Genomic DNA, 19,180 nt, shown 5'->3' with positions numbered 1-19,180 from the left:
AAGCGGCACCCTGAACACGGCTGGAATCAACCTCCCAAATCATCAAAAGTGAAAGGTTTTCTAATGCCTTACGTCATTACGAAAGACCAGTACCGTGATGAGTGGGTCGTCGCATTTCAGCGCGGCGAAACCTACCTCAAGGACTGCGTCACAAAGGAAGTCATGATTTCCGGCCTGACTGCGAAGTTCGCTTTGCAGGGTGCGGCCGGTCGCATGACTGAGCGCGGCACGAACGGGCTCATCCCGTCGCGTAACAGGACCGATTCCCAGCCGTCCATTACGCTGAAGGAAAAGCATTCCAAGGAAACGCAGACTGGCTTTAACGTCTTCACGGCGCCGGCCAACCTCCGCGAAGCCATGCAGAATGCCGGCGCCCTGACTGCCGCTCGCGAAATCGATTACACCATCATCGATACACTGGCGACGGCAACCAACGTCTACGCCGGCGGTGCAGCTCAGACGCTTACCTACGGTAAGACCGTGGACGCCCTGACGGAGCTTTTCGAAAACGACGTCATGAGCGGCAATGAAATCACCTGCCTCTGGACCCCCAAGGCATGGGGCCGCCTACTGACGTTCCAGGAGTTCAAGTCTGCGGACTACATCGACGCCAAGCCGCTCGTCGGCCTCGCTCTCGATCGCCCGAAGATCTGGCTCGGCGCGAAGCACATCATGCACAACGGCCTTCCCGGTAAGGGTACGGCAACTGCTTCCAACTTCATCTTTGCGAAGCCTGCAGTCGGCCACGCCATCGCGACCGGGGAAATCCAGGTGGATGCCGGATACAATGGCGAGGACGATTACTCGTACTCCCGCCATACGATCTACGACGGCGGCACCGTTCTCCAGCAGGCCGGCATCATCAAGGTCGTCACCGACGACACAGCCGCGTTCACGTAAGGAGAGGCGCAAATGGCTTACGATACTTCTGGCTTCAAGCTGCTTCTCGGCGGCCTGTCCGGTGCCGGCAACATGAATACATGGCTGCTGGATTCCGTTGACGCAATCGCGACGGTGAACACGTCGAATTACGTCTCGGACGGATACAAGAAGGGCGCGCGACAGGGCGATATCGTCATTGTCCGAACCCGCACTACCACGCTTTCTGGTCCGGTCACAGCGGTAAACTACTGCTGGGTCATCGACGAAGCTACGGGCACCGACACCCTCGGCATCGACCTTACGGACGGCTTGGCCGTTACGCCGACTGACACCGACTGACGCCGCATCTGGGGAGTCCTGAAAACTCAGGGCTCCCTTTTCCATTTCCATTTCGAAGGTGAAAACCATGACCTCAGTTCAGAAACTGGCGGGCCATCGCTTCATGCAGGCTGATTATCTGATCGGCCGGTATGCTGCGACCGTCCCCGCCGAAACGACGCTCGAAGACGTGACGCATCCCGAATTCTTCGCGAACCATCTCAGCTCCTTCAGGGCTGGAATGGTGATCAATGTGATTTCCGATGACCACAAGCTTGATTGCGACTTGCGCGTCCTGACCGTCACGAAAACATCCGCGAAGGTCCGCGTTCTCCGCGTCTTTGACGAGAAGACGGCGCCCAAAGTCGCCGAGGCGAAAATCTCAGATCCGATCATCAGTCACGGCGGGCCGGCGCACAAATGGCGGTTCATCCACAACGGCGAAATCGTTCAGCACGGCTTTGACACCAAGGAAGCCGCGGAGAGAGCAGCCGGAAAATACATCGAGCTGCTGAAAGGCGAATAACGAATGGCTGATAAGCTGCAGATATGGAAGCAGGCTCTGGTCCACCTGGAGAAGACGACTATCACGACACTGACCGATGACGTCGAGGCGGTCTACACCTTCGGCGCCGCCTGGCCCGGTGTTGTCGAGGAGGCCTTCAATGCCGGTGATTGGAATTTTGCCAAGGTATCTGCAGCTCTTGCCCTCAATGGTACGGAAACCCCGGCGATCGGTTGGACTTATGTCTTCGACTATCCGGACGACTGGATGCGAACCGTCGCGGTGAACAACCGGCCTGAATTCCGCTCGCCATTCCGCGATTACGCCGATGAAGGCGGGTTCCTACATGCTAATACGAACATCCTCTACCTGCGATACATCAGCCGCGACCGGATGGCAGATGACCAGATTGGCGACTGGCCGTCGATGTTTTGGAAATACGTCGCGGTAAAGCTCGCATTCGATACGTGCGGCAGGCTTACGGCCGGCGACACTCTCGAACAGAAGCTTGAAAAGCGGCTCGATAAAGCACTTCGGCAGGCCAAGAGCGTCGATGCTCGCAACGAAAACAACAAGGTCATAGCTCCAGGCTCGTGGCTCCGATCGCGCTTTGGCGCGGGCTGCGGTCCCTTTGGGGGCGCCAATGGCGGCACGCTTGTAGGCGGTGAAATCACTTTTGAAGAGGGCGATGTCTGATGCCTCGCGTCTCTGCGCCGGTATATTCGCTCAATGGCGGTGAAGTGGGCGACGAAGCCCTGTCGCGCCTCGATCTGGAGCGATTGCAGTTCGCGGGCTCTCTTTATTCTAACATGCTGCCCCGTGTCATCGGCTCGATGACCATCCGCCCAGGCCTTGAGCATATCGCTGATATCGACATCGGCGACGTGCAACTGGTGGAGTATTCCTATTCCGGCGGCTCCAGCCTCGTTCCGATCCTTTCCGACCTTGAGATGCGCGTCGTCAAGGATAATGCGTTTATAAGCCGTGTTGCGGTTTCGACTGCGATTACCAATGGGACGTTTTCATCCTTCACCGGATGGACGGATGCGAGCTCAGGCGGCGCCAACGCCTCCGTGAGCGGCGGAAACCTCGTGTTACTCGGCACTTCCCAGGACAGAGCCATTGCACGCCAGACGGTCACCGTGTCTGCAGGGGATCAACCGAAAGAACACGGTATCCGTCTCGACGTGGTGCGAGGCCCCGTCAATCTTCGCCTTGGCACGACGCTCGGCGCATCCGACATCCTCAATGCTATTGCGCTTGACGACGGCGTTCATTCCATCGCCTTCACCCCAGGTGTTGCCAGCGTCTATCTTGAGCTATCGAATGAGAACGCCCGCGAGGCTCTGGTGAACTCCTGCACCATAGAGGCGGCGGGTGTCGTTGTCGTTCCGACTCCATGGACCGATGTGGATCTGAACGATAACCGCATTCGCTATAGGCAGCACAAGGACGTTCTTTACACGGCGTCCAGCATCTATCAGCAGCGCATGATCCAGCGCCGTGGAGATACCAGCTGGGGCGTTCAGCGCTATAAGGTTGATGACGGCCCTTTTGTCACGTCAGACGGGACCGTTTCCCTGTCACCTAGCGACTTTGTCGATGACGGCAATGTAACCTTGACCGCCAATCGATCGTTCTTTGACCCCGGTATGATCGGCCGTCTCTTTCGCATCTTCCAGAGCGGCCAGACTGTGGATGAAAGCTTTTCGACCGATCCGGCAGATGGCGCGTTTATCCGAGTGGCAGGCGTCGGGAGCGCAAGGCGCTTCAGCTATGAGATAACCGGCACATGGGTTGGAACCGTGCGCCTGCAGGTGGCTACCGATGATGGATCTGGAGCCCCTTCATCATGGACGAATCAAGCATCATTCACCTCGAATACGTCTGATACGTACACAGACCCTGACGATAACGTCGTCAAGTTCTTCCGCTTTGCTGTTGAAACGGGTGGGCACACCAGCGGCACGATAGTCACCAAGCTGGTTTACAGCGGTGGGTCGCAGTCTGGCATTGCCAGAATGAAAGGCTATGTGAGCCCGACCGTTGCGGACATCGAAATCATCAGCCGCTTCTATCGACTGCAGGCATCGTTCGAATGGGATTATTCAATATGGTCTGATTTCGACGGCTGGCCGGCAGCGGTCGAGACCTTCGGCGGTCGCGTCTACTGGGGGCTCGGAGATTTCATCTACGGTTCCGTGCCGGATGCCTACAAGAGCTTCGACGATGAGGTGGAAGGGGATTCCGCGCCTATCTCGCGCTCAATCGGGTCAAATACCGATCGAGGCATCCTCTGGCTGCTCGGCCTCCAGCGCCTTCTCGCAGGAACGGATGCATCTGAGGTTTCCGTCAAGTCATCGAGCTTCGATGAACCGTTGACCGCTTCAAGCTGGTTCCCGATCGAGAGTTCGACGCGCGGATGCTTTAACATCCGTGCCGTCAAGTGCGACAAGGATGGCATCTTCGTTCAGTCATCCGGAACGGCGATGTTCTCGCTGACAACGGATCAAGGCACGCTCGACTATGGCTCGATTGACCTGACGGCCATGCATGAAATGATCTGCGACGGCTCAGATGTGGTCGACATCGCGGTCCAGCGTCGGCCTGACACAGTCATTTGGCTTATCCTAGCGAATGGCGAAGCAAGGGCGCTCACGTATGAGCCGGCTGACAAGGTTGTTGCCTGGTCGCGTGTCGTCACCGATGGCGATTTCAAGCGCGTCATCGCCAATCGCGGGGCAGGGCAGGACAACGTCTATTTTGCAGTGGTGCGCGACGGCACGCAGCGCCTTGAGCGCCTTGCCAACCTCGAAGACTGCCGCGGCGGCGCGCTGAACTGCCTTGCCGACGGCTTCAAGCGCTTCACGGTATCATCGCCGCAGACGACATTTTCCGTTCCGCATCTGAACGGCCTCGATGTGACTGTCTGGGTCAACGGCGTTGCAGTTCATGACCAGGATAACCTTTATACGGTTTCCGGAAACCAGGTCGTCATTCCATCCGTGGCGTCCGGCTCTGTCGTCATAGGCCTGCCATACACCGGACGGTGGCAGTCGGTGAAGCTTGCGTATGGCGCGGCGGGCGGCACGGCCTTGTTCCACAAGAAACGAGTCTCGCAGCTCGGCATCTACATGACAAACACGATGCTCGACGGTCTGAGGGTGGGGCGCTCGTTCACCGAACTGCGCAGACTCACAACGACGAAAGGCGACAAGCCCATCCAGTCTGGAACTCTGTTTCCAGCCTTCGACGCCGACATGATGAGCATATCGAGCGATTGGGACACCGACAGCCGCCTGTGCATTGAGGCGCGCGCGCCCTATCCCTTCACGGCTGCGTCTCTGGTCATGGACGTGAAAACGAATGGCTGAGATCGGGCCGGCTGACGATATCGATTTCGCTCGATACTTCGGGGGCATGCACGTGACCGGCCGATGGGTGGGACGCGCCCTGCGTCGCGGGCGGCTCATTGCTGGGTTCGGCGGACTACTTGAGGTGAAGGATGCCGAATGGTTTGCCTTTCTTGAGGTGCCTGCGGGCGATCGGAAGCCGCACGTATACCGGCATGTCCTGGCAGCCTTCGCGGAAGCAAAGGCACAAGGCGCGAAACGTATCACGGCATGGTGCGACACGAGCATTCCTGGGGCTGAGAAGCTGATGAACCGGCTTGGGTTCAAGAAGACGGACGAAATCATGCAAGAAAAAGAGGTTTGGGCATGGGAGCTTTAGCGCCTGCACTCGGGGCAATATCCACTGTTGCGGGGGTGGCAGGCACTATAATGCAGTTTGCCGGGACGCTTCAGCAAGGGGAAGAGGCCGAAGCTCGCTACCAGTATGAGCAGAAGGTGCAGCAGCAGCAGGCAGACGAGGCTGAAGCCGCAAGTCAGCGTGATGCAGCCCAGCGCTACAAGCAGGGAGCCTTCCTTGAATCCCAGCAGCGCGCGGCCATCGCCGGTTCCGGTGGCGATCTAAGTGACCCTTCCGTCATCGACCTGATGGACGACACCAGGGAGGCCACGGCCTATGCGGCAGGCTCCGAAATCTACAAGGGTAAGCAGCAAGCCAGAGGCTACAACGATGCCGCTAAGGTGGCGGGCATCAATGCCGACAATGCCATGAAGGCGGCGCAAATCGGCGCTGTTGGCGGCCTCTTCTCTGGCGTCTCCTCCATGTTTAGCCGCTTCGGGCAGCAGTCCAAAAAGATTGCCCCGGCTTCCTCTGTTTTGCTCCCATACGGTTGATAAATGGTCGAAATTCCTACTTCTCGGAATGTCTCGTATGCCGGTACACGATCCGGTCGCATAGCGCCGAACGGTCCTTCCGTTAGCGTTGGTGCGGCCGTAGCCGGGTTCGGTCAAGATCTGGTGCAGTCGGCATTCAACCTGAACGACCTTCGCACGCAAGAGCAGGCGGACATTCTGAATGACAAGTCGAATGCCGTCTCGACTAATCTCAACAAGTTCATTCAGGAGGAGGAAGAGCGCTTCCTGAAGGCTCGGGACGAGGCCAGCGAAAGCGGCATCGGCTTCACGCGCCAGTTCATGGAGAGCTACAAGGAGCGTGCCAACGCGTTCGCGAAGTCGAATTTCGAAGGCATCTCGAAGGACGCCCTGACTGGCTACAACAACAATCTATTGAGCGCTGGCAATTCCATCTTTGACAAGGCCAACGCGTTCGAGCGTGAGACCAAGGCGAATTATTATGACCGCTCGACGAAGTCATCGCTCGACGGAATCCGAACGCAGATCCAGTCGAATAGCGCGTCTTTCGACGACCTGAAAAAGCGTGGCCTTGAGGCGATCGACGCCACCAACATGCCGGAAGCATGGAAGGCAGAGCGCCGCGCTCAATGGGATGCGGACGCAGCCGAAAGCAAATGGAAATGGAAATACGCGCAAGATCCGCAGACCGCTCTTCGCGACATCAAGGGCGGGGTGAAGGTTGATGCGAAATCACTTGCCGGCGCCATCACTCAGACCGCGACGCAGCTCGGCATCAGTCCGAACGACCTTGCTACCGTCATGTCCTATGAGACGGGCGGGACGTTCGACCCTTGGAAGAAGGGGCCGACAACGAAATACGGGGAGCACCGCGGTCTTATCCAGTGGGGCGAACCGCAACGGCAGAAGTACGGTGTCACCGCTGACATGCCAATCGAACAGCAAGTAGCTGCTGCAGGGCGCTATCTTCTCGATGCAGGCGTGAAGCCTGGCATGGGCTTACTCGATATCTATTCCGCCATCAACGCGGGTGCGCCCGGCCTTTACGATCGATCGGACTATAAGGCTGGCGGCGCTCCCGGTACTGTAGCCGACAAGGTCAAGTATCAGATGGAGCAGCACAAGGCGAAGGCTGCAGCTCTTCTCGGCGGCACGTACACGCCTACCGTCAGCGATCCAGACGTCGAGAAAATCCCCTACGAGCGCCGCGAGCAGCTTCTAAGGCAGGGCGAGCAGGAGTATGCGCAGGAGCAGACGCTCCAGCGAACGCAGGTCAAGGATGCTTTCAGCCTGCAGATCGCTCAAAACCCTCAGCCACAGATCGAAGCCCAGATCATGGGCAGCAATCTCGACAACGGCGATAAGGCATCGCTCATCAACTCGCTGAATGCGGCGATGAAGGAAAATCAGGGCGTTCCTGAACTCATCCAGGCGATCGGAGCCGGCAAGGGCTCGATCAACGCGTTCGACCCCGACCAGACGAAAGTTGCGGAGAAGGCCTATGACAAGATGGTTGCAGGCTCTTCAAGCGAAGACCGGCAAGCCATCACGTCAGGGTTCATCGCCCAGACCGGTTACATTCCCAAGGCAGTTCAAGCAGACCTTCGGCGTGGTGCGGTCTCGACGGATGCAGCGGTCATGGCGCAGACCATGCAAGCTGCCGACGTCCTGCAGAAGAATGCCGCGACCTCTTTCACCTCGTTCGAGGGCTCTGCCGGCGTCCAGAAGAAGCTAGACCTCTATCGATCCTACACTCGCGATATGGGCTACTCGGCAGAGGAAGCGGCGAAGCGTCTGGTCGAGGCCGACAACCCGGAAAAGGCTGCGAAGCGCGAGGCTTTGCTAAAATCCCGAACCGTTGCGGACGCGGTGAAAGCCGTCGATTCCTCTACCGTTGCCGCATCGTTCGATGACAGCACGGCTGGATGGCGCCCGAACCCCTCGCTAGGCCCGACACCGGCAGCAGAGGCAGCAATGGTGGCTGACTATCGGTCGCTGTATCAGGAAGCCATCATCGATGCGAATGGCGACCTGACAGTCGCGAAGAAGACGGCGGACGAGCGCTTCAAGCGTACCTATGGCGTCACGAGCTTTACCCCAATGGGCTCCAAGGTCGTGGTGAAGTATCCGCCCGAGAAGGTCTACCCACCAGCGCCGGATGGCACGCACACCTACATTCAGAACCAGCTCAACGAGGTCATGAAGGAAGAGGGGATTACAGCCGATCAGTTCTACCTTCAGCCGGACGACATTACCGGCCAGGACGTACGAGCCGGCAAGCCTCCGCGCTACGCTGTCTTCTACAAGAAGGATGGCAAGATCGAGCGTTTCAATCTGCCATTCTATGCCGATCCAGTGGAAATGCAGAAGCGCTTTCAGGAGCAGAAGGAAGGCATGGTCCGGAATGCAGAGCGGCGCATGCTTGAGAACCGCGAGCGCACCGTTCGCGAGGGCAAGGCTGTCGATGACGCTCTCATCAATACCGTTGGCCCTGCCTGGATGAAGGCGCGGGCTGCAGAAACCGCACAAGAGAAGCTGCGAATGAACGAAATAATGCCTGGCCCGATCAACCCGTCCACCGCTGATGCAGGTGGCGGCGGAGGTGGTTTCTAATGCCCCTCGACCGAAGCAGCCCGCTCTTCCCAGCCCAGGCGGAAACGGTCGGCATTTCCGACTATGACACACCCGAGCCGTCCTTCCTTGAAAAGCTCACTGCAGCCTATCGGCAGGATAACAGCATCGTCTCAGGCTTTGCTCAGGCTGGCGTGAACATAGCTGCCGGAAACAAGCAGGAGATAGACCCGACGTACAATCCGTACGAAGACCCCGACCTGAAAGAATACGTCGATCGTGATCCGGATCGCTGGATAAACACGTTCAGCAAACCGGCTGCCAACGCTATGCGGGCGCAGATTGATATGGAGGACGCCGATAAGCAAACTCAGGCGGCAAGCGGCTGGACGGGCGTTGCGTTGCGGTTCGCTGCGGGCTTCACCGACTGGCCTACCCTGATTCCCGGTGGCGCACTTGTGGCCGAGGCTCGTGGCGGCTTTTCGGCCGTCCGCTCTGCTGCGTCGGTTGGTCTGGCTGCCGGGATGGGCGCTGCGGCACAAGAGGCAAGTCTTCATGCAACGCAGGAAACAAGAGTCCTTGAAGAGAGCGCCTACACGGTTGGTGGGTCGGTGCTCTTGGGCGGCATCATTGGAGCGGCCGCGGCCAAGTTCTTCAGTCCCGGCGAATGGACTCAGGTCGGAAAGAAGCTCGAACTCGATCTTGATGACACTTCACTGGATATCGGGGACATCACCAATACAGCCGTGCAACGGGCGCAATCCACTGGCGCGGCGGCTGTCGATGAGATCGACATCTCGGACCTAGCTGTCGGCGGGGGCAAGGCTGCGGATCTGGTCACGCGCGCTACCGCTGCGGCTCGCATCAACCCCGGCGTCCAGACGATGCTTTCGCCTTCGGTGAAGGTGCGCGAGGTCTATAATAAGCTGGTCGACAACCCGATCTACACCCGAATGAACATGGAAGGCCGATCGCTCGGCGCTGACGTGGAAAACTCCGTGAAGCTTTACGAGCGCGGCGCCGTGGGTGACTGGCTTGGGTCCGCGCGCAAGCTCTATCGGGAAGCTCGAAAGAACGGCTTTCAGGGCACGCTTGCCGACTTCAATCAGGCGGTGGCGCGCGCCGGCCGCCGTGGAGACAGCGACGTCAACGGCAATCCATTCGTGACACAGGCGGCGCAGGAAGCCCGCAGCAAGATTTTCAATCCGCTGCTTGAGCGTGCAAAGGCCCTTGCGCTTCTGCCCGATGACGTGAAGACGACGACGGCCGCAAGCTACGTCACCCGCTTCTGGAATCGCCAGCGTCTCATCGGTGAAGAAAACCGCTTCCGCGAAATCGCGCGTCGCTACTTCAACGAGGAGATGGATAAGGCCCTTATCCGGCAGGAAGAGCGCAAGCTTGGAAACAAGATTGTCGACACGCTCTATGTCGATGACCGCCTCGACCGTGCTTTCCAGCGCCTGAATAGCATAGAGAGCCGCTTGAACGAACGCGCGGTTGCCCGCAGCCGGAAGAATGCAGCGATCGACAAGAACGTTTCGACGCGCATGGATCTGGTGCGTCAGCGCCCGCCGCGTGAAGTCCTCGACGTAATCAAGACCGCCAAGGACGATGACACCCTCATGCCGGCGATCAAGGAATCGAAGAAGGCAGAGCGTGCGCTGAACCGAAAGCCCACCTACGCGGAAAAGTACCCGGTGCTTAGCGTTTTCAGGCAGTGGGGTGGCGTGCGCGTAGGGAGCCCGTTGGACTCGGAAATGCGTGCCATGGGTGTCACGCCTACCTCGCACCCCGGCCTCTTTCACAAAACTAAGGGAATGGGAGCGGCAGACACCATCGTATGGGCAGAGCACCCGGTGCTGCGCGACAACATGCACGAAGGGGCCAACGGCTACGCGGACCCGGGCGACTTGCTTGAAGCCATCCGGCGCGAAGTCGGCGGCGATCCTATCCGAACGGTCGCGGACGCTGAGAAGCTGTCGACGGCCGAAGCCCTCACGGACAACGTCAGCGACTGGCTCAGGTCAGTTGGCCTCTCCGAAAACGCATCGGTGAAGGAGATCCGCGATCTGCTGCAAAAGACCACCGGGCGGGAACGCCAGCTTGGCGAAGTCGACGAACGCATCGCACGCATGCAGCAGGAGCTTCGCGAGTTTGATGAGGCTACCGAAGGCATCCGCAACGAGCGCATCATCTCTGACGCTGAGGCCCGTAAGGTTGCCGACGAGTTGAGGGACCTTGAGGAGCAGATCAACGCCAGTGCCGACCTCGCGAGGGAATCCCCCGCGATCGGCCGGATGGTTGACTATGCCAAGACCCGCCGCGATTTCGGCGCCGCTCGCTACGAGCAGGCGAAGGTGGCGAACCGCCTTGAAGCTCTTCGCCTTCTGGAGACAGAAGGCCGCCTGACGCCCGCCATGAAGGCTGACATGGACAACCTTGTCACCCAGGCAAAGGACATCGAGAAGCGCATCGCCAGAGCAACCGAGAAATCCGACAAGCTAAAACCGACCCTTCCGAAGCAGAAACAGGATATCCCCGATTTCATCAGCGACGAGGACCGCGACGACTACATCGAGGAGATTGTAGGCTCGGTTTTCAACAATCTCACCGGAAAGGGCGCTGGCGACGTTCCCGAATGGCTGGTCCCGGTCACGCGCGGGCCGCTGAAGGAACGCACGTTCAACATCAAGGACGAACTCGTCGAAGACTTCCTCGAAAACGACATCGAAGTCGTGTTGCGCCGCTATGCCCGCACAATGGGCGCAGAGGTAGAGCTTGCGCAGCGCTTCGGCCGCCCCGACATGAAAGAGCAGTTCGACGAAATCACCCGCGACTATGAGGCTCTGCGCTCCCAGGCAAAGACGCCGGCCGAACGCGAGAAGTTGAGCAGGGACGAAACGCGCGACGTCAAGAACCTAGCCGCCTTCCGCGACATGATCCGGGGCACCTACAAGGCAGCGGACGAAAGCAGTGACTGGAGCAAGATCACCCGCGCGGCGCTGACGTGGAACTATCTGCGTCTCATGGGTGGTGTAGCTCTTACCAGCATGACGGACGCAGCAAGCATCCTCGGCAAGTTCGGCGCTCGCCAGATCATGACGGACGCCCTGCCGGCGCTGGTCTCCGGTACAAAGGCCGCGCAGATAGCTCGGCAGGACGCAAGGGACCTCGGCGTCGTCACTGAGCGCGTGCTGCAATCCCGTCTGGCGAACCTTGCAGAGTTGCAGGACCCGTACCAGTACGGCTCCAAGTTCGAGCGGTTCCTTTCGAACACCTCGAACATCTTCACGAAGGCTACCGGCCTTGGCTACTGGAACGACACGCTGCGCACCATCGTCGCGGTTATGTCGCAAAACCGCATGCTGAAGAACGCTCTCGATTGGACAGCCGCGGACAAGTCCGAGCGCGCCTACATGGCAATGCTCGGCATTGATGAGGACATGGCCCACCGCATCGGCGGCCAGTTCAAGCGCTACGGCGTCGAGGAGGACGGCATCTACGGCGCAAACGCTTCTGCATGGGATGACGATCTAGCCCGCCGCGCGTGGGCTGCAGCGCTAAACAAAGATGCTGACAGGGTCGTGATTATGAAGGGCGTGGCCGACAATCCGCTCTGGATGAAATCGAATGTTGGCAAGCTGCTCTTTCAGTTCAAATCGTTCTCGCTGGCAAGCCATCAGCGTGTCTTGATCGCTGGCCTTCAGGAGCGACCGCACAGGCTCGCGGAACAGCTTGTCTTTGCGACCGGCCTTGGAATGCTGATTTCCTACTTGAAATACGTCGAGCGCGGCGACGTCGAGGAGGCAAACAAGCTGCTTGAAAATCCCGGCCTTTGGGTTGCCAACGGCGTGGATCGCTCGGGCATCCTGTCCATCCCGTTCGAGTTCTCCAACACGATCGAGAAGGTTGGCCTTCCTGGCATGATGTCGGGTGCGCAGACTATCGCTGGCGATCAGGATAAAGGAGGCGCTTCACGCTATGCCTCGCGCGGCACGTTCGGCGCGCTGGCTGGTCCTACGATCGGAGCTTTCGAGGACTTGACCCAGATCGTCAGCCAGATAGCGGGCGGTGACCTGAAGAAGTCGGGGGCGAATGCGATCATCCGGCAGATCCCAGGCGCCACGCTTCCCGGCATCAGGTCTGCGGTTCACATCGGGCTGAAGCCGGCGCTTACCGATGCTGTTGACGACGCGCGCTGAAGAATTTGACGCAGCCAAAAATGATGCCGGCGATGATCCAGGTCGCGACATAGCCAATGATCGTTTTGACGACGAGTTCACCAGCAGACGACGGCACAACATGCATACTCTCGATGAGAAGTTGCAAGATAGCCGCAATGATGGCGAGAGAGACGGCGGTAACCAGTAGCCGGCGGCCAGGCGCGTAGGTCTTGCAGATGAAGGCAACGCACAAAAGCACGGCGACGATCCGAATGGGATCGGCCACCATTGCGATGAGTATAGCAAGCAGGCCCATGTGCCCCTCCAAGTGAAGGGCTCCATACAACTCCAAATCCATAACGAAGACAAGGCTGCGCGAGCGGCCTCTTTTCATTGAGGTAAACGCATGGCAACGGAATTCAACGACGCCTCCCACTACGGCTTCTTCATGACCGGCACGACGCTGACGAGCGCAACCGGGAAATACATTCGGGCGTCAGAGCTTGTAGTTGCATCCCTGAGAGCGTCCGGACTGCTCGACAACGTCGTTGACGGTATCGTTGCCCCGGCCACAGACAAGCTGTGGTTAGATAAGAATTTCGATCCGGCCATCCTGAAAGAGTGGAACCCCATCGGCGCAGCATGGGAGCAGGTCACCAGCCAGACGCTGTTTGGTCGTGTGCCTTGGCGTGGTCCTTGGGACGATGAACCGATATATCGCCGCGGTGATGTAGTGAGTTATGGCGGCAACATCTGGATCGCTGTCCTCCCGAGCCAGAATCACGCGCCGGCTGAAGACGCATACTGGGATCTTTTTTTATCATCTATCGCCGACAATTCGGTAAGTACCCAGAAGCTTGTCGATGGGGCTGTTACCACAGCAAAGCTTGCCGATGATGCAATCACCGACGAGAAGATCGATCCGGCGTCGGACTTCTCTGGCATGAGCTTCACCGCATGGACGAACGGAGAGCTTCGCACTCTGCGGGAGCGTGCCACAGATACCTATTGCATCCTCGATGCCCCCGGCTCTCCTGATCCGACTGGCGCGAATGAAAGCACAGCATCATTTGAGGCTATGCTTGCTGAAGGCATCCGGTGCGAAATCGTCCACGGTACGTATGTCGCAACTCGGAAACTCGTGGTTCCCGATGGCGTTTCACTGGAAGGGCAGGGCGGCGGCTATCAGTTCGAACATCGCACCAAAATCCTGTTCTCTGGAACGGGAACCAAGGCAAACGCGATAGCAAACGCAACGTCTGCGCTTGCCGTTGCAAACCCTGCTGCCGGGGCCGCTTACCTTGCGGATAGCGGCACGCGCGGCAACACCTATCGGACGCTCGATCTTGCCAGCAACTTCAGCGCTGCCGTTATCCTGGGGAAAGGATCAAAGCTAAAGGACGTTGGTCTATTCCCTGTTCTCAATGGCGGAATTGCTGACTACACCAACAGCGAAAATTACGCGCTGTCGGATGATTGGGACGTGGGCGTGTGGGCCGATAACGCGGACGGTGCCTCGATTGAGGGCGTCATCTCTTATGGTCATTGGCGCAAGTCGGCGCTGCTTCTTAGCACGCGCGATAAGGGCGACGGGAAAGTTCCATCCTGCGAAGCGGTTCACGTCATCAATAGCCGCTTTCAGGGTTTCCGGGGTGTTACGATCCGGACACCTGATGTGGATGACGGCAGCTATGGATTTGCGGGAACCGATTTCATCAACTGCAACATTCGGCCGCTTCAACACCAGTCGGCGCACCTTGCTACATCGTCAATGCTGGCGGCTCCGTTCGCTTCTCCATCGGCCTGCCTGGAAATGCACGGCTTCGCCAACAAGATCCGCGGCGTGCAGTTCTTGCACACGACGTTTATCGGCCGCGATGATCTTTGCATTGTCATGGATAAGGCAAGCGAAATCCTGTTCAACGGCTGCTACGAGGAAAGTCAGAATATCCGCGTAAGCGGTTCTTGGCTGACTGGCGCTGTTGGATCTCGATTGCTCGCCACGGCAAACTCAACGCCTCGGTTTAAAAACAACACGAAATACGCAATCGACTTCTCGCCATATCAATACCGCGACGGAAGCCTTGTTGGCGGCCGATACAATGCCTTCCTAAATCTCGGCGTGTGCAATGCTTCTACATTGTTTGACGATGATTTCATGAACCCGGTCTATAGCACGAAGATCGGTTATCGAATGCGGTCGGCTTCGCAGAAGTTCGGCGTTGATAGTCATGACAATGTGGAAGTGTTTGGCGTCTCCGATACCGGGAGAGTGACCTATCACATGGGCGGCGGCCTTGAGTTTCCAAATCTGACTACGGCGGAACTCACAAGCGCAGCGCATGCAATTAACACAACTGGGAAGTTCCTTGGGAAAATCGTCTTTAACACGACGACGGGGCTTTACATGCGGGCCAACGGCAGCGGCACAACGTCAACTTGGCGAGACTTTGCAAACGGCAATACGATCACGCCGGTATAATGAAAAACGGGCCGCAAGACCCCAGCCAGTGCGACCCGCCTTGATAGCGCAGCGACTATATACAACTGCCGCGAAGGCATGCGTAACATAAGCACTTGCTAATGCGAACTACCCTTATGGGGGATATCTCTCTCAATCTGGAGAACTTGACCCACGGACTCCGCGTGCAGGTGCAGCATCCGGGCGAATTTTTGTGAGCATCATTCAGGATTGTTCGGGGTTTTCCCCAATATCCACAGGCCAAGTCAATCCACGCTTCCCCACAATCTGGAGCATTCCCAATGCCGGTCTATGACCCTGCAAACGAATTCGCACGTTCTCTCGCCAAGGTGCTGGTGCACGAAGGCGGCTATTCCAATCATCCGAAAGATCCCGGAGGCGCGACCATGCGTGGCGTGACGCAGCGCGTCTATGACGAATATCGGCGCTCGCTCGGTCTGCAGCTGATGACCGTCAAGAACATCAGCGACAGCGAGCTTCAGGCGATCTATCGCAAGAAGTACTGGAACGAGATCAAGGGCGACAAACTGGCCCCCGGTATTTCCTACGTCGTCTTCGATGGCGCGGTTAATTCCGGGGTTGCCCAGTCCGTCAAATGGCTGCAGCGCGCTCTTCAGGCGATGGGTCTCTATCAGGGCGGCATCGACGGCAACCTTGGTCAGGGGACGCTTCTGGCGCTCTCCGGCGTCAATGACAATGATAGTCTCATCTGTCGCATCCTTGATCGCCGCATGGCCTTCCTGCGGGCTCTGAAGACGTGGAAGACGTTCGGGAAGGGATGGACTGCCCGCGTCAACGGCGTGCGCGCTGTCGGTCAGGCGTGGGCCTCCGGTTCGGTCGGGCCAGAGGTGCAGTATATCGTCGGCGGCGATGCCAAGGCGTTCCTGTCTGATGCCAAGGCAGCGCCGACGCTTGCTGTTGCCGATGCGACGACGGGCGGCGGTATCGGCTCTGGCGGTCTCGCCGGCACACTCCAGCAGGTGCAGGATCAGCTCTCTCCTCTCAGCTATAGCAGCGAGCTCATCGGCAAAGTCGTGGCCGGTCTGATTGTCGTCGGCGCCGTTCTGACGATCGGGGGCCTCGGCTATCGCTGGTATGCCAACCGTCGCAAGGCCGAACGCCTCGACGCCCTCGATCTGCAGGTGAAGACCGATGCTCAAGCTGCTGCCTGAATGGCTCAAACTCGGCGGCGCGCTCATGGTCGGCGCCCTGATCGTCACCTATCCCGCAATCCTCATTGGGCGCTCCGAGGGGCGCCAGCAGGCCGCAACCCAGGCGCTGGAATCCGCGGTGAAGCGCTTTGCCGAAAAAGGAAAGATCAATGGTCAGGTTTCTTCTCTTGATGCCGCTGCTCTGTGCAATGATTTCGGGCTGCCAGACAGCGACAAAGCCGATTGCATGCGCCGGGTTCGAGAAGCTTCAGCCAAGCCTTGAAACGTCGGTAACGATCCTGACGAAGGACCGGCCATTCGCCAATCAGGTCGCTTCACACAATCGCTTCGGCAAGTCGCAAGGCTGCTGGAATTAACAAAAACGAATACGCATTTGAAGCAGAGGGCAGGGAATTGACGCCAACCGAATTTGATCCCCGGATGCATCAGCAGATGGGTGAGGTGCTTGCCGAGATTCGCAACCTGCGTGATGCCTTTCGCCAATCGGAGATCAAGTCAGACAGCAGCCGCGCCACCATGCATCAGCGCATGGATATGCTAGTCGACCGCGTCGGCAAGGTTGAAGGCAATGTCGCGGCCGTTCAGGAAGATATTTCAGAGATGCGACCTGTCACGGACGATGTGAAGCGGTGGAAGCTGATGGGTATCGGGGCGCTCGCCGTCATCGGCATCGGCGGCATGGCAATGGGCGTTACGTTTGCAGATGCGATCCGGCGGATTGGGACGATCATTCTAGGACGTTAGGGCATACGACGAAGGGCCACCTAGTCGCCACTAGCGTTTACTAGTCAACAAGAGACCTCGGATACTCGGGGGCGGGCGGCGCGCAAACCTCATCGAGCCTCCCCACGATGGCACCCGGCGACCTCATGCCGGAACTGACGAGGGCCACGGCTTGCGTTAGCGCCGCCTGGCCGTGTTCGCTTTTGATATCGACATGATTTCTCTCTGACCAACGGCCGACTACGGACGTTACCAGTTCAATCTCATCATCGGTAAAGGCAACCAATTCGAAAAGAGACATGAAAGCTCTCCTATTTCAGGTAAGAGCAGACCGTCTCTCAAGCGGCCCGGGCACCCGGTTAAAATTGTCGAGCCGATAAATAAGAATACCCTTAAGTACCCTTTAGGGCAAACGAAGCCATCGGGAATCATGGTCACCGTACGCTAACAGACCGATGCGCGAATAATTCGAGGCGGATCGCACAGCCGCGTGCAAGGGGTTTAAGCACGGTGACAGGAGGGCTTGGCCGCACGATCCATTCCGCCGAACATCCGAGGCGGTTGAATGTTCCCCCGTGGCCTTCAGCGGCGCATTTTTTCCAAAATCTACGATAATTTGCGGATATTATCGAAGTTCGCCGCGGCCTATCATTATTCCGCGCCGATCAACGGCTGATTACCGCGGCGCAGGGGCCGGCTCCTTGGCCGGGGTTACGTGGAAATAGCCTCGGCCTAAATCCCTCAGCTTCAGTCATCGCCGATATAGCTTCCAAACAGCAGCTTGCCGGATTTCGCGCCGCAAGCCGAGCATTTCAGCCGCTCCTCGATTTCAGTGATGAGCGCATGCCGCATTGCCATGGATAGCTTGTCTCGCTGAAATTCCCGTGTCACTCCGCAGGCCGTGCATCTCACCAGGATGTCGAGGTGATGGGGGCAGGTGTTGATATATCCGGGTGTCCAATCCCGTATCGGCTGAAAACGGCGCATGCTTAAATCCTCGCAAGGATCGACCGCCGCATGTCGAAATGATTATGGAAAGCTCCCGCCCGAGCTACATATGACATGGCGCTAGTTCAGCGTAGGGTCAAGCCGTTCCATGTCGAGGCCGCCAAAATCAAAGCCTCTCCTCAGCGATGCCAGCGCGCCGGTTCGATCCCGGCCGCGCAAGCCGCGAGACCCGGCACAGCCTAATCTTCCCCTCGATCCGATGCCAGACCGCATAGAACCGTGCCTGGCGCTGCTGAAACCCAGACCGCCCAAGGGGCCGGAGTGGGCATTCGAAATAAAATGGGATGGCTACCGCATCGCCGTCCATATCGAACCGAAGGGCGTTCGTGTGATAACCCGCGGCGGCCACGACTGGACGGATCGCTTCCCAGCCATCGTAAAAGCAGCGAAGAAGCTCGACGTGGCGACCGCGATCCTTGATGGCGAGGCTGTCGTTCTCGACGAGCAGGGCAGGTCGGATTTCGGACTTCTGCAGCAATCGCTTGGCGACCGAGGCGGCAAGCGCATCTCAACCGAAGCGATTTTCATGGCGTTCGATCTTCTGTATTTCGACGGTCATGATCTGAGGAAGTTGGAATTCACCGCTCGGAGACATCTGCTTGAGGGGCTTATCAAGACCCGGGACGATGTCATCCGCCTATCGGAAGAGATCGAGGCCGACGGAGATCGATTGTATTTTGCTGCCTGCGAACACGGTCTTGAAGGTATCATAGCGAAAGACCGTGAGAGCACCTATCGCTCCGGCCGGCTTGGCGACTGGTTGAAGATCAAATGCATCCAGAGCGACGGCTTCGCTATCGTCGGCTACGAGCATTCCTTTGTCGCCCGTGCCGGTATCGGTTCACTACTGCTCGGAGCGCGCCAGGGCCGCAAGCTGGTCTATGTCGGATCGGTCGGGACTGGCTTCAACGAACGCACGGCGCATGAGCTGCGCGAAGCTCTCGACAAACTGAAGGTGAAGAAGCCACCCGTGGAATACTCCGGCCGGCGAAAATATATTGTCTGGGTGAAGCCGACGCTGGTGGCGGAGGTCGAATACCGGGCCTGGACGCATGACGGCAAGCTGCGACAGTCGTCCTATAAGGGGCTGCGCGATCCGGAGGAGAATGCGGCCGTGTTCGAGACGGAGTAAG

At 58.4% G+C, this 19,180-nt stretch carries 17 protein-coding genes; 14 read left to right on the top strand and 3 right to left on the bottom strand.

Annotation, left to right across the window (positions count from 1 at the left end; genetic code table 11):
- The first annotated feature begins 63 nt into the window (after positions 1-63).
- The 9 genes from BLP23_RS06460 (at position 64) to BLP23_RS06420 (ending at position 12,701) form a co-directional block, all read left to right on the top strand.
- Complete coding sequence (locus tag BLP23_RS06460) at positions 64-900, top strand: phage capsid protein (RefSeq protein WP_092584002.1); 837 nt, start codon at positions 64-66, stop codon at positions 898-900.
- A gap of 12 nt (positions 901-912) precedes the next feature.
- Entirely contained in the window at positions 913-1,221 is a 309-nt protein-coding gene (locus BLP23_RS06455) for a hypothetical protein (RefSeq protein WP_092584001.1), read from the top strand.
- Between the two features lie 67 nt (positions 1,222-1,288).
- Entirely contained in the window at positions 1,289-1,726 is a 438-nt protein-coding gene (locus BLP23_RS06450) for a hypothetical protein (protein WP_092584000.1), read from the top strand.
- Positions 1,727-1,729: 3 nt separating this feature from the next.
- Positions 1,730-2,401 (top strand): phage connector family protein, encoded by a 672-nt coding sequence (locus BLP23_RS06445; RefSeq protein ID WP_092583999.1) that lies wholly within the window; start codon positions 1,730-1,732, stop codon positions 2,399-2,401.
- Complete coding sequence (locus BLP23_RS06440) at positions 2,401-5,079, top strand: phage tail protein (protein WP_092583998.1); 2,679 nt, start codon at positions 2,401-2,403, stop codon at positions 5,077-5,079. Before BLP23_RS06445 ends, BLP23_RS06440 begins: the two co-directional genes overlap by 1 nt.
- Entirely contained in the window at positions 5,072-5,437 is a 366-nt protein-coding gene (locus BLP23_RS06435) for a hypothetical protein (RefSeq protein WP_092583997.1), read from the top strand. Before BLP23_RS06440 ends, BLP23_RS06435 begins: the two co-directional genes overlap by 8 nt.
- A 50-nt stretch (positions 5,438-5,487) precedes the next feature.
- Positions 5,488-5,949 (top strand): hypothetical protein, encoded by a 462-nt coding sequence (locus tag BLP23_RS06430; protein WP_092583996.1) that lies wholly within the window; start codon positions 5,488-5,490, stop codon positions 5,947-5,949.
- Between the two features lie 123 nt (positions 5,950-6,072).
- The gene (locus BLP23_RS34340) at positions 6,073-8,541 is read left to right on the top strand and encodes a hypothetical protein (RefSeq protein ID WP_233426639.1); all 2,469 of its coding nucleotides are present in this window, start codon (positions 6,073-6,075) and stop codon (positions 8,539-8,541) included.
- The gene (locus tag BLP23_RS06420) at positions 8,541-12,701 is read left to right on the top strand and encodes a YtxH domain-containing protein (protein ID WP_092583995.1); all 4,161 of its coding nucleotides are present in this window, start codon (positions 8,541-8,543) and stop codon (positions 12,699-12,701) included. The genes BLP23_RS34340 and BLP23_RS06420 overlap by 1 nt, the downstream gene beginning before the upstream one ends.
- Here the strand turns inward: BLP23_RS06420 and BLP23_RS06415 are convergent.
- Positions 12,673-12,978: a hypothetical protein gene (locus tag BLP23_RS06415; RefSeq protein ID WP_092583994.1), complete on the bottom strand. Its 306-nt coding sequence runs from the start codon at positions 12,976-12,978 to the stop codon at positions 12,673-12,675. The two genes, BLP23_RS06420 and BLP23_RS06415, sit on opposite strands and share 29 nt — an antisense overlap.
- A gap of 90 nt (positions 12,979-13,068) precedes the next feature.
- On the opposite strand from BLP23_RS06415, the gene BLP23_RS34045 reads away from it, so the two are divergent.
- The 4 genes from BLP23_RS34045 (at position 13,069) to BLP23_RS06395 (ending at position 17,060) form a co-directional block, all read left to right on the top strand.
- Positions 13,069-15,144: a hypothetical protein gene (locus tag BLP23_RS34045; RefSeq protein ID WP_208603123.1), complete on the top strand. Its 2,076-nt coding sequence runs from the start codon at positions 13,069-13,071 to the stop codon at positions 15,142-15,144.
- Between the two features lie 281 nt (positions 15,145-15,425).
- On the top strand, positions 15,426-16,316 hold the full coding sequence (locus BLP23_RS06405) for a glycoside hydrolase family 108 protein (protein ID WP_092583993.1): 891 nt from the start codon (positions 15,426-15,428) through the stop codon (positions 16,314-16,316).
- The gene (locus tag BLP23_RS33610) at positions 16,297-16,578 is read left to right on the top strand and encodes a hypothetical protein (protein WP_167363831.1); all 282 of its coding nucleotides are present in this window, start codon (positions 16,297-16,299) and stop codon (positions 16,576-16,578) included. Before BLP23_RS06405 ends, BLP23_RS33610 begins: the two co-directional genes overlap by 20 nt.
- 158 nt (positions 16,579-16,736) lie before the next feature.
- Positions 16,737-17,060, top strand: coding sequence for a DUF1515 family protein (locus BLP23_RS06395; protein ID WP_208603130.1), 324 nt, complete (start codon positions 16,737-16,739; stop codon positions 17,058-17,060).
- A 40-nt stretch (positions 17,061-17,100) separates the two neighbouring features.
- Here BLP23_RS06395 and BLP23_RS06390 read toward each other — a convergent pair whose 3' ends face one another.
- Together BLP23_RS06390 and BLP23_RS06385 are read right to left on the bottom strand one after the other, a co-directional pair.
- The gene (locus tag BLP23_RS06390) at positions 17,101-17,340 is read right to left on the bottom strand and encodes a hypothetical protein (protein WP_092583990.1); all 240 of its coding nucleotides are present in this window, start codon (positions 17,338-17,340) and stop codon (positions 17,101-17,103) included.
- A gap of 446 nt (positions 17,341-17,786) precedes the next feature.
- Complete coding sequence (locus BLP23_RS06385; protein ID WP_092583989.1) at positions 17,787-18,026, bottom strand: hypothetical protein; 240 nt, start codon at positions 18,024-18,026, stop codon at positions 17,787-17,789.
- A gap of 109 nt (positions 18,027-18,135) precedes the next feature.
- On the opposite strand from BLP23_RS06385, the gene ligD reads away from it, so the two are divergent.
- Positions 18,136-19,179, top strand: a complete 1,044-nt coding sequence (gene ligD / locus BLP23_RS06380; RefSeq protein ID WP_092583988.1) for a non-homologous end-joining DNA ligase — start codon at positions 18,136-18,138, stop codon at positions 19,177-19,179.
- Position 19,180: the final 1 nt, after the last annotated feature.

It is taken from the genome of Rhizobium mongolense subsp. loessense, from assembly GCF_900099775.1.
GTDB classification, from domain to species: domain Bacteria; phylum Pseudomonadota; class Alphaproteobacteria; order Rhizobiales; family Rhizobiaceae; genus Rhizobium; species Rhizobium loessense.
This window is presented reverse-complemented; position numbering and strand designations above follow the sequence as displayed.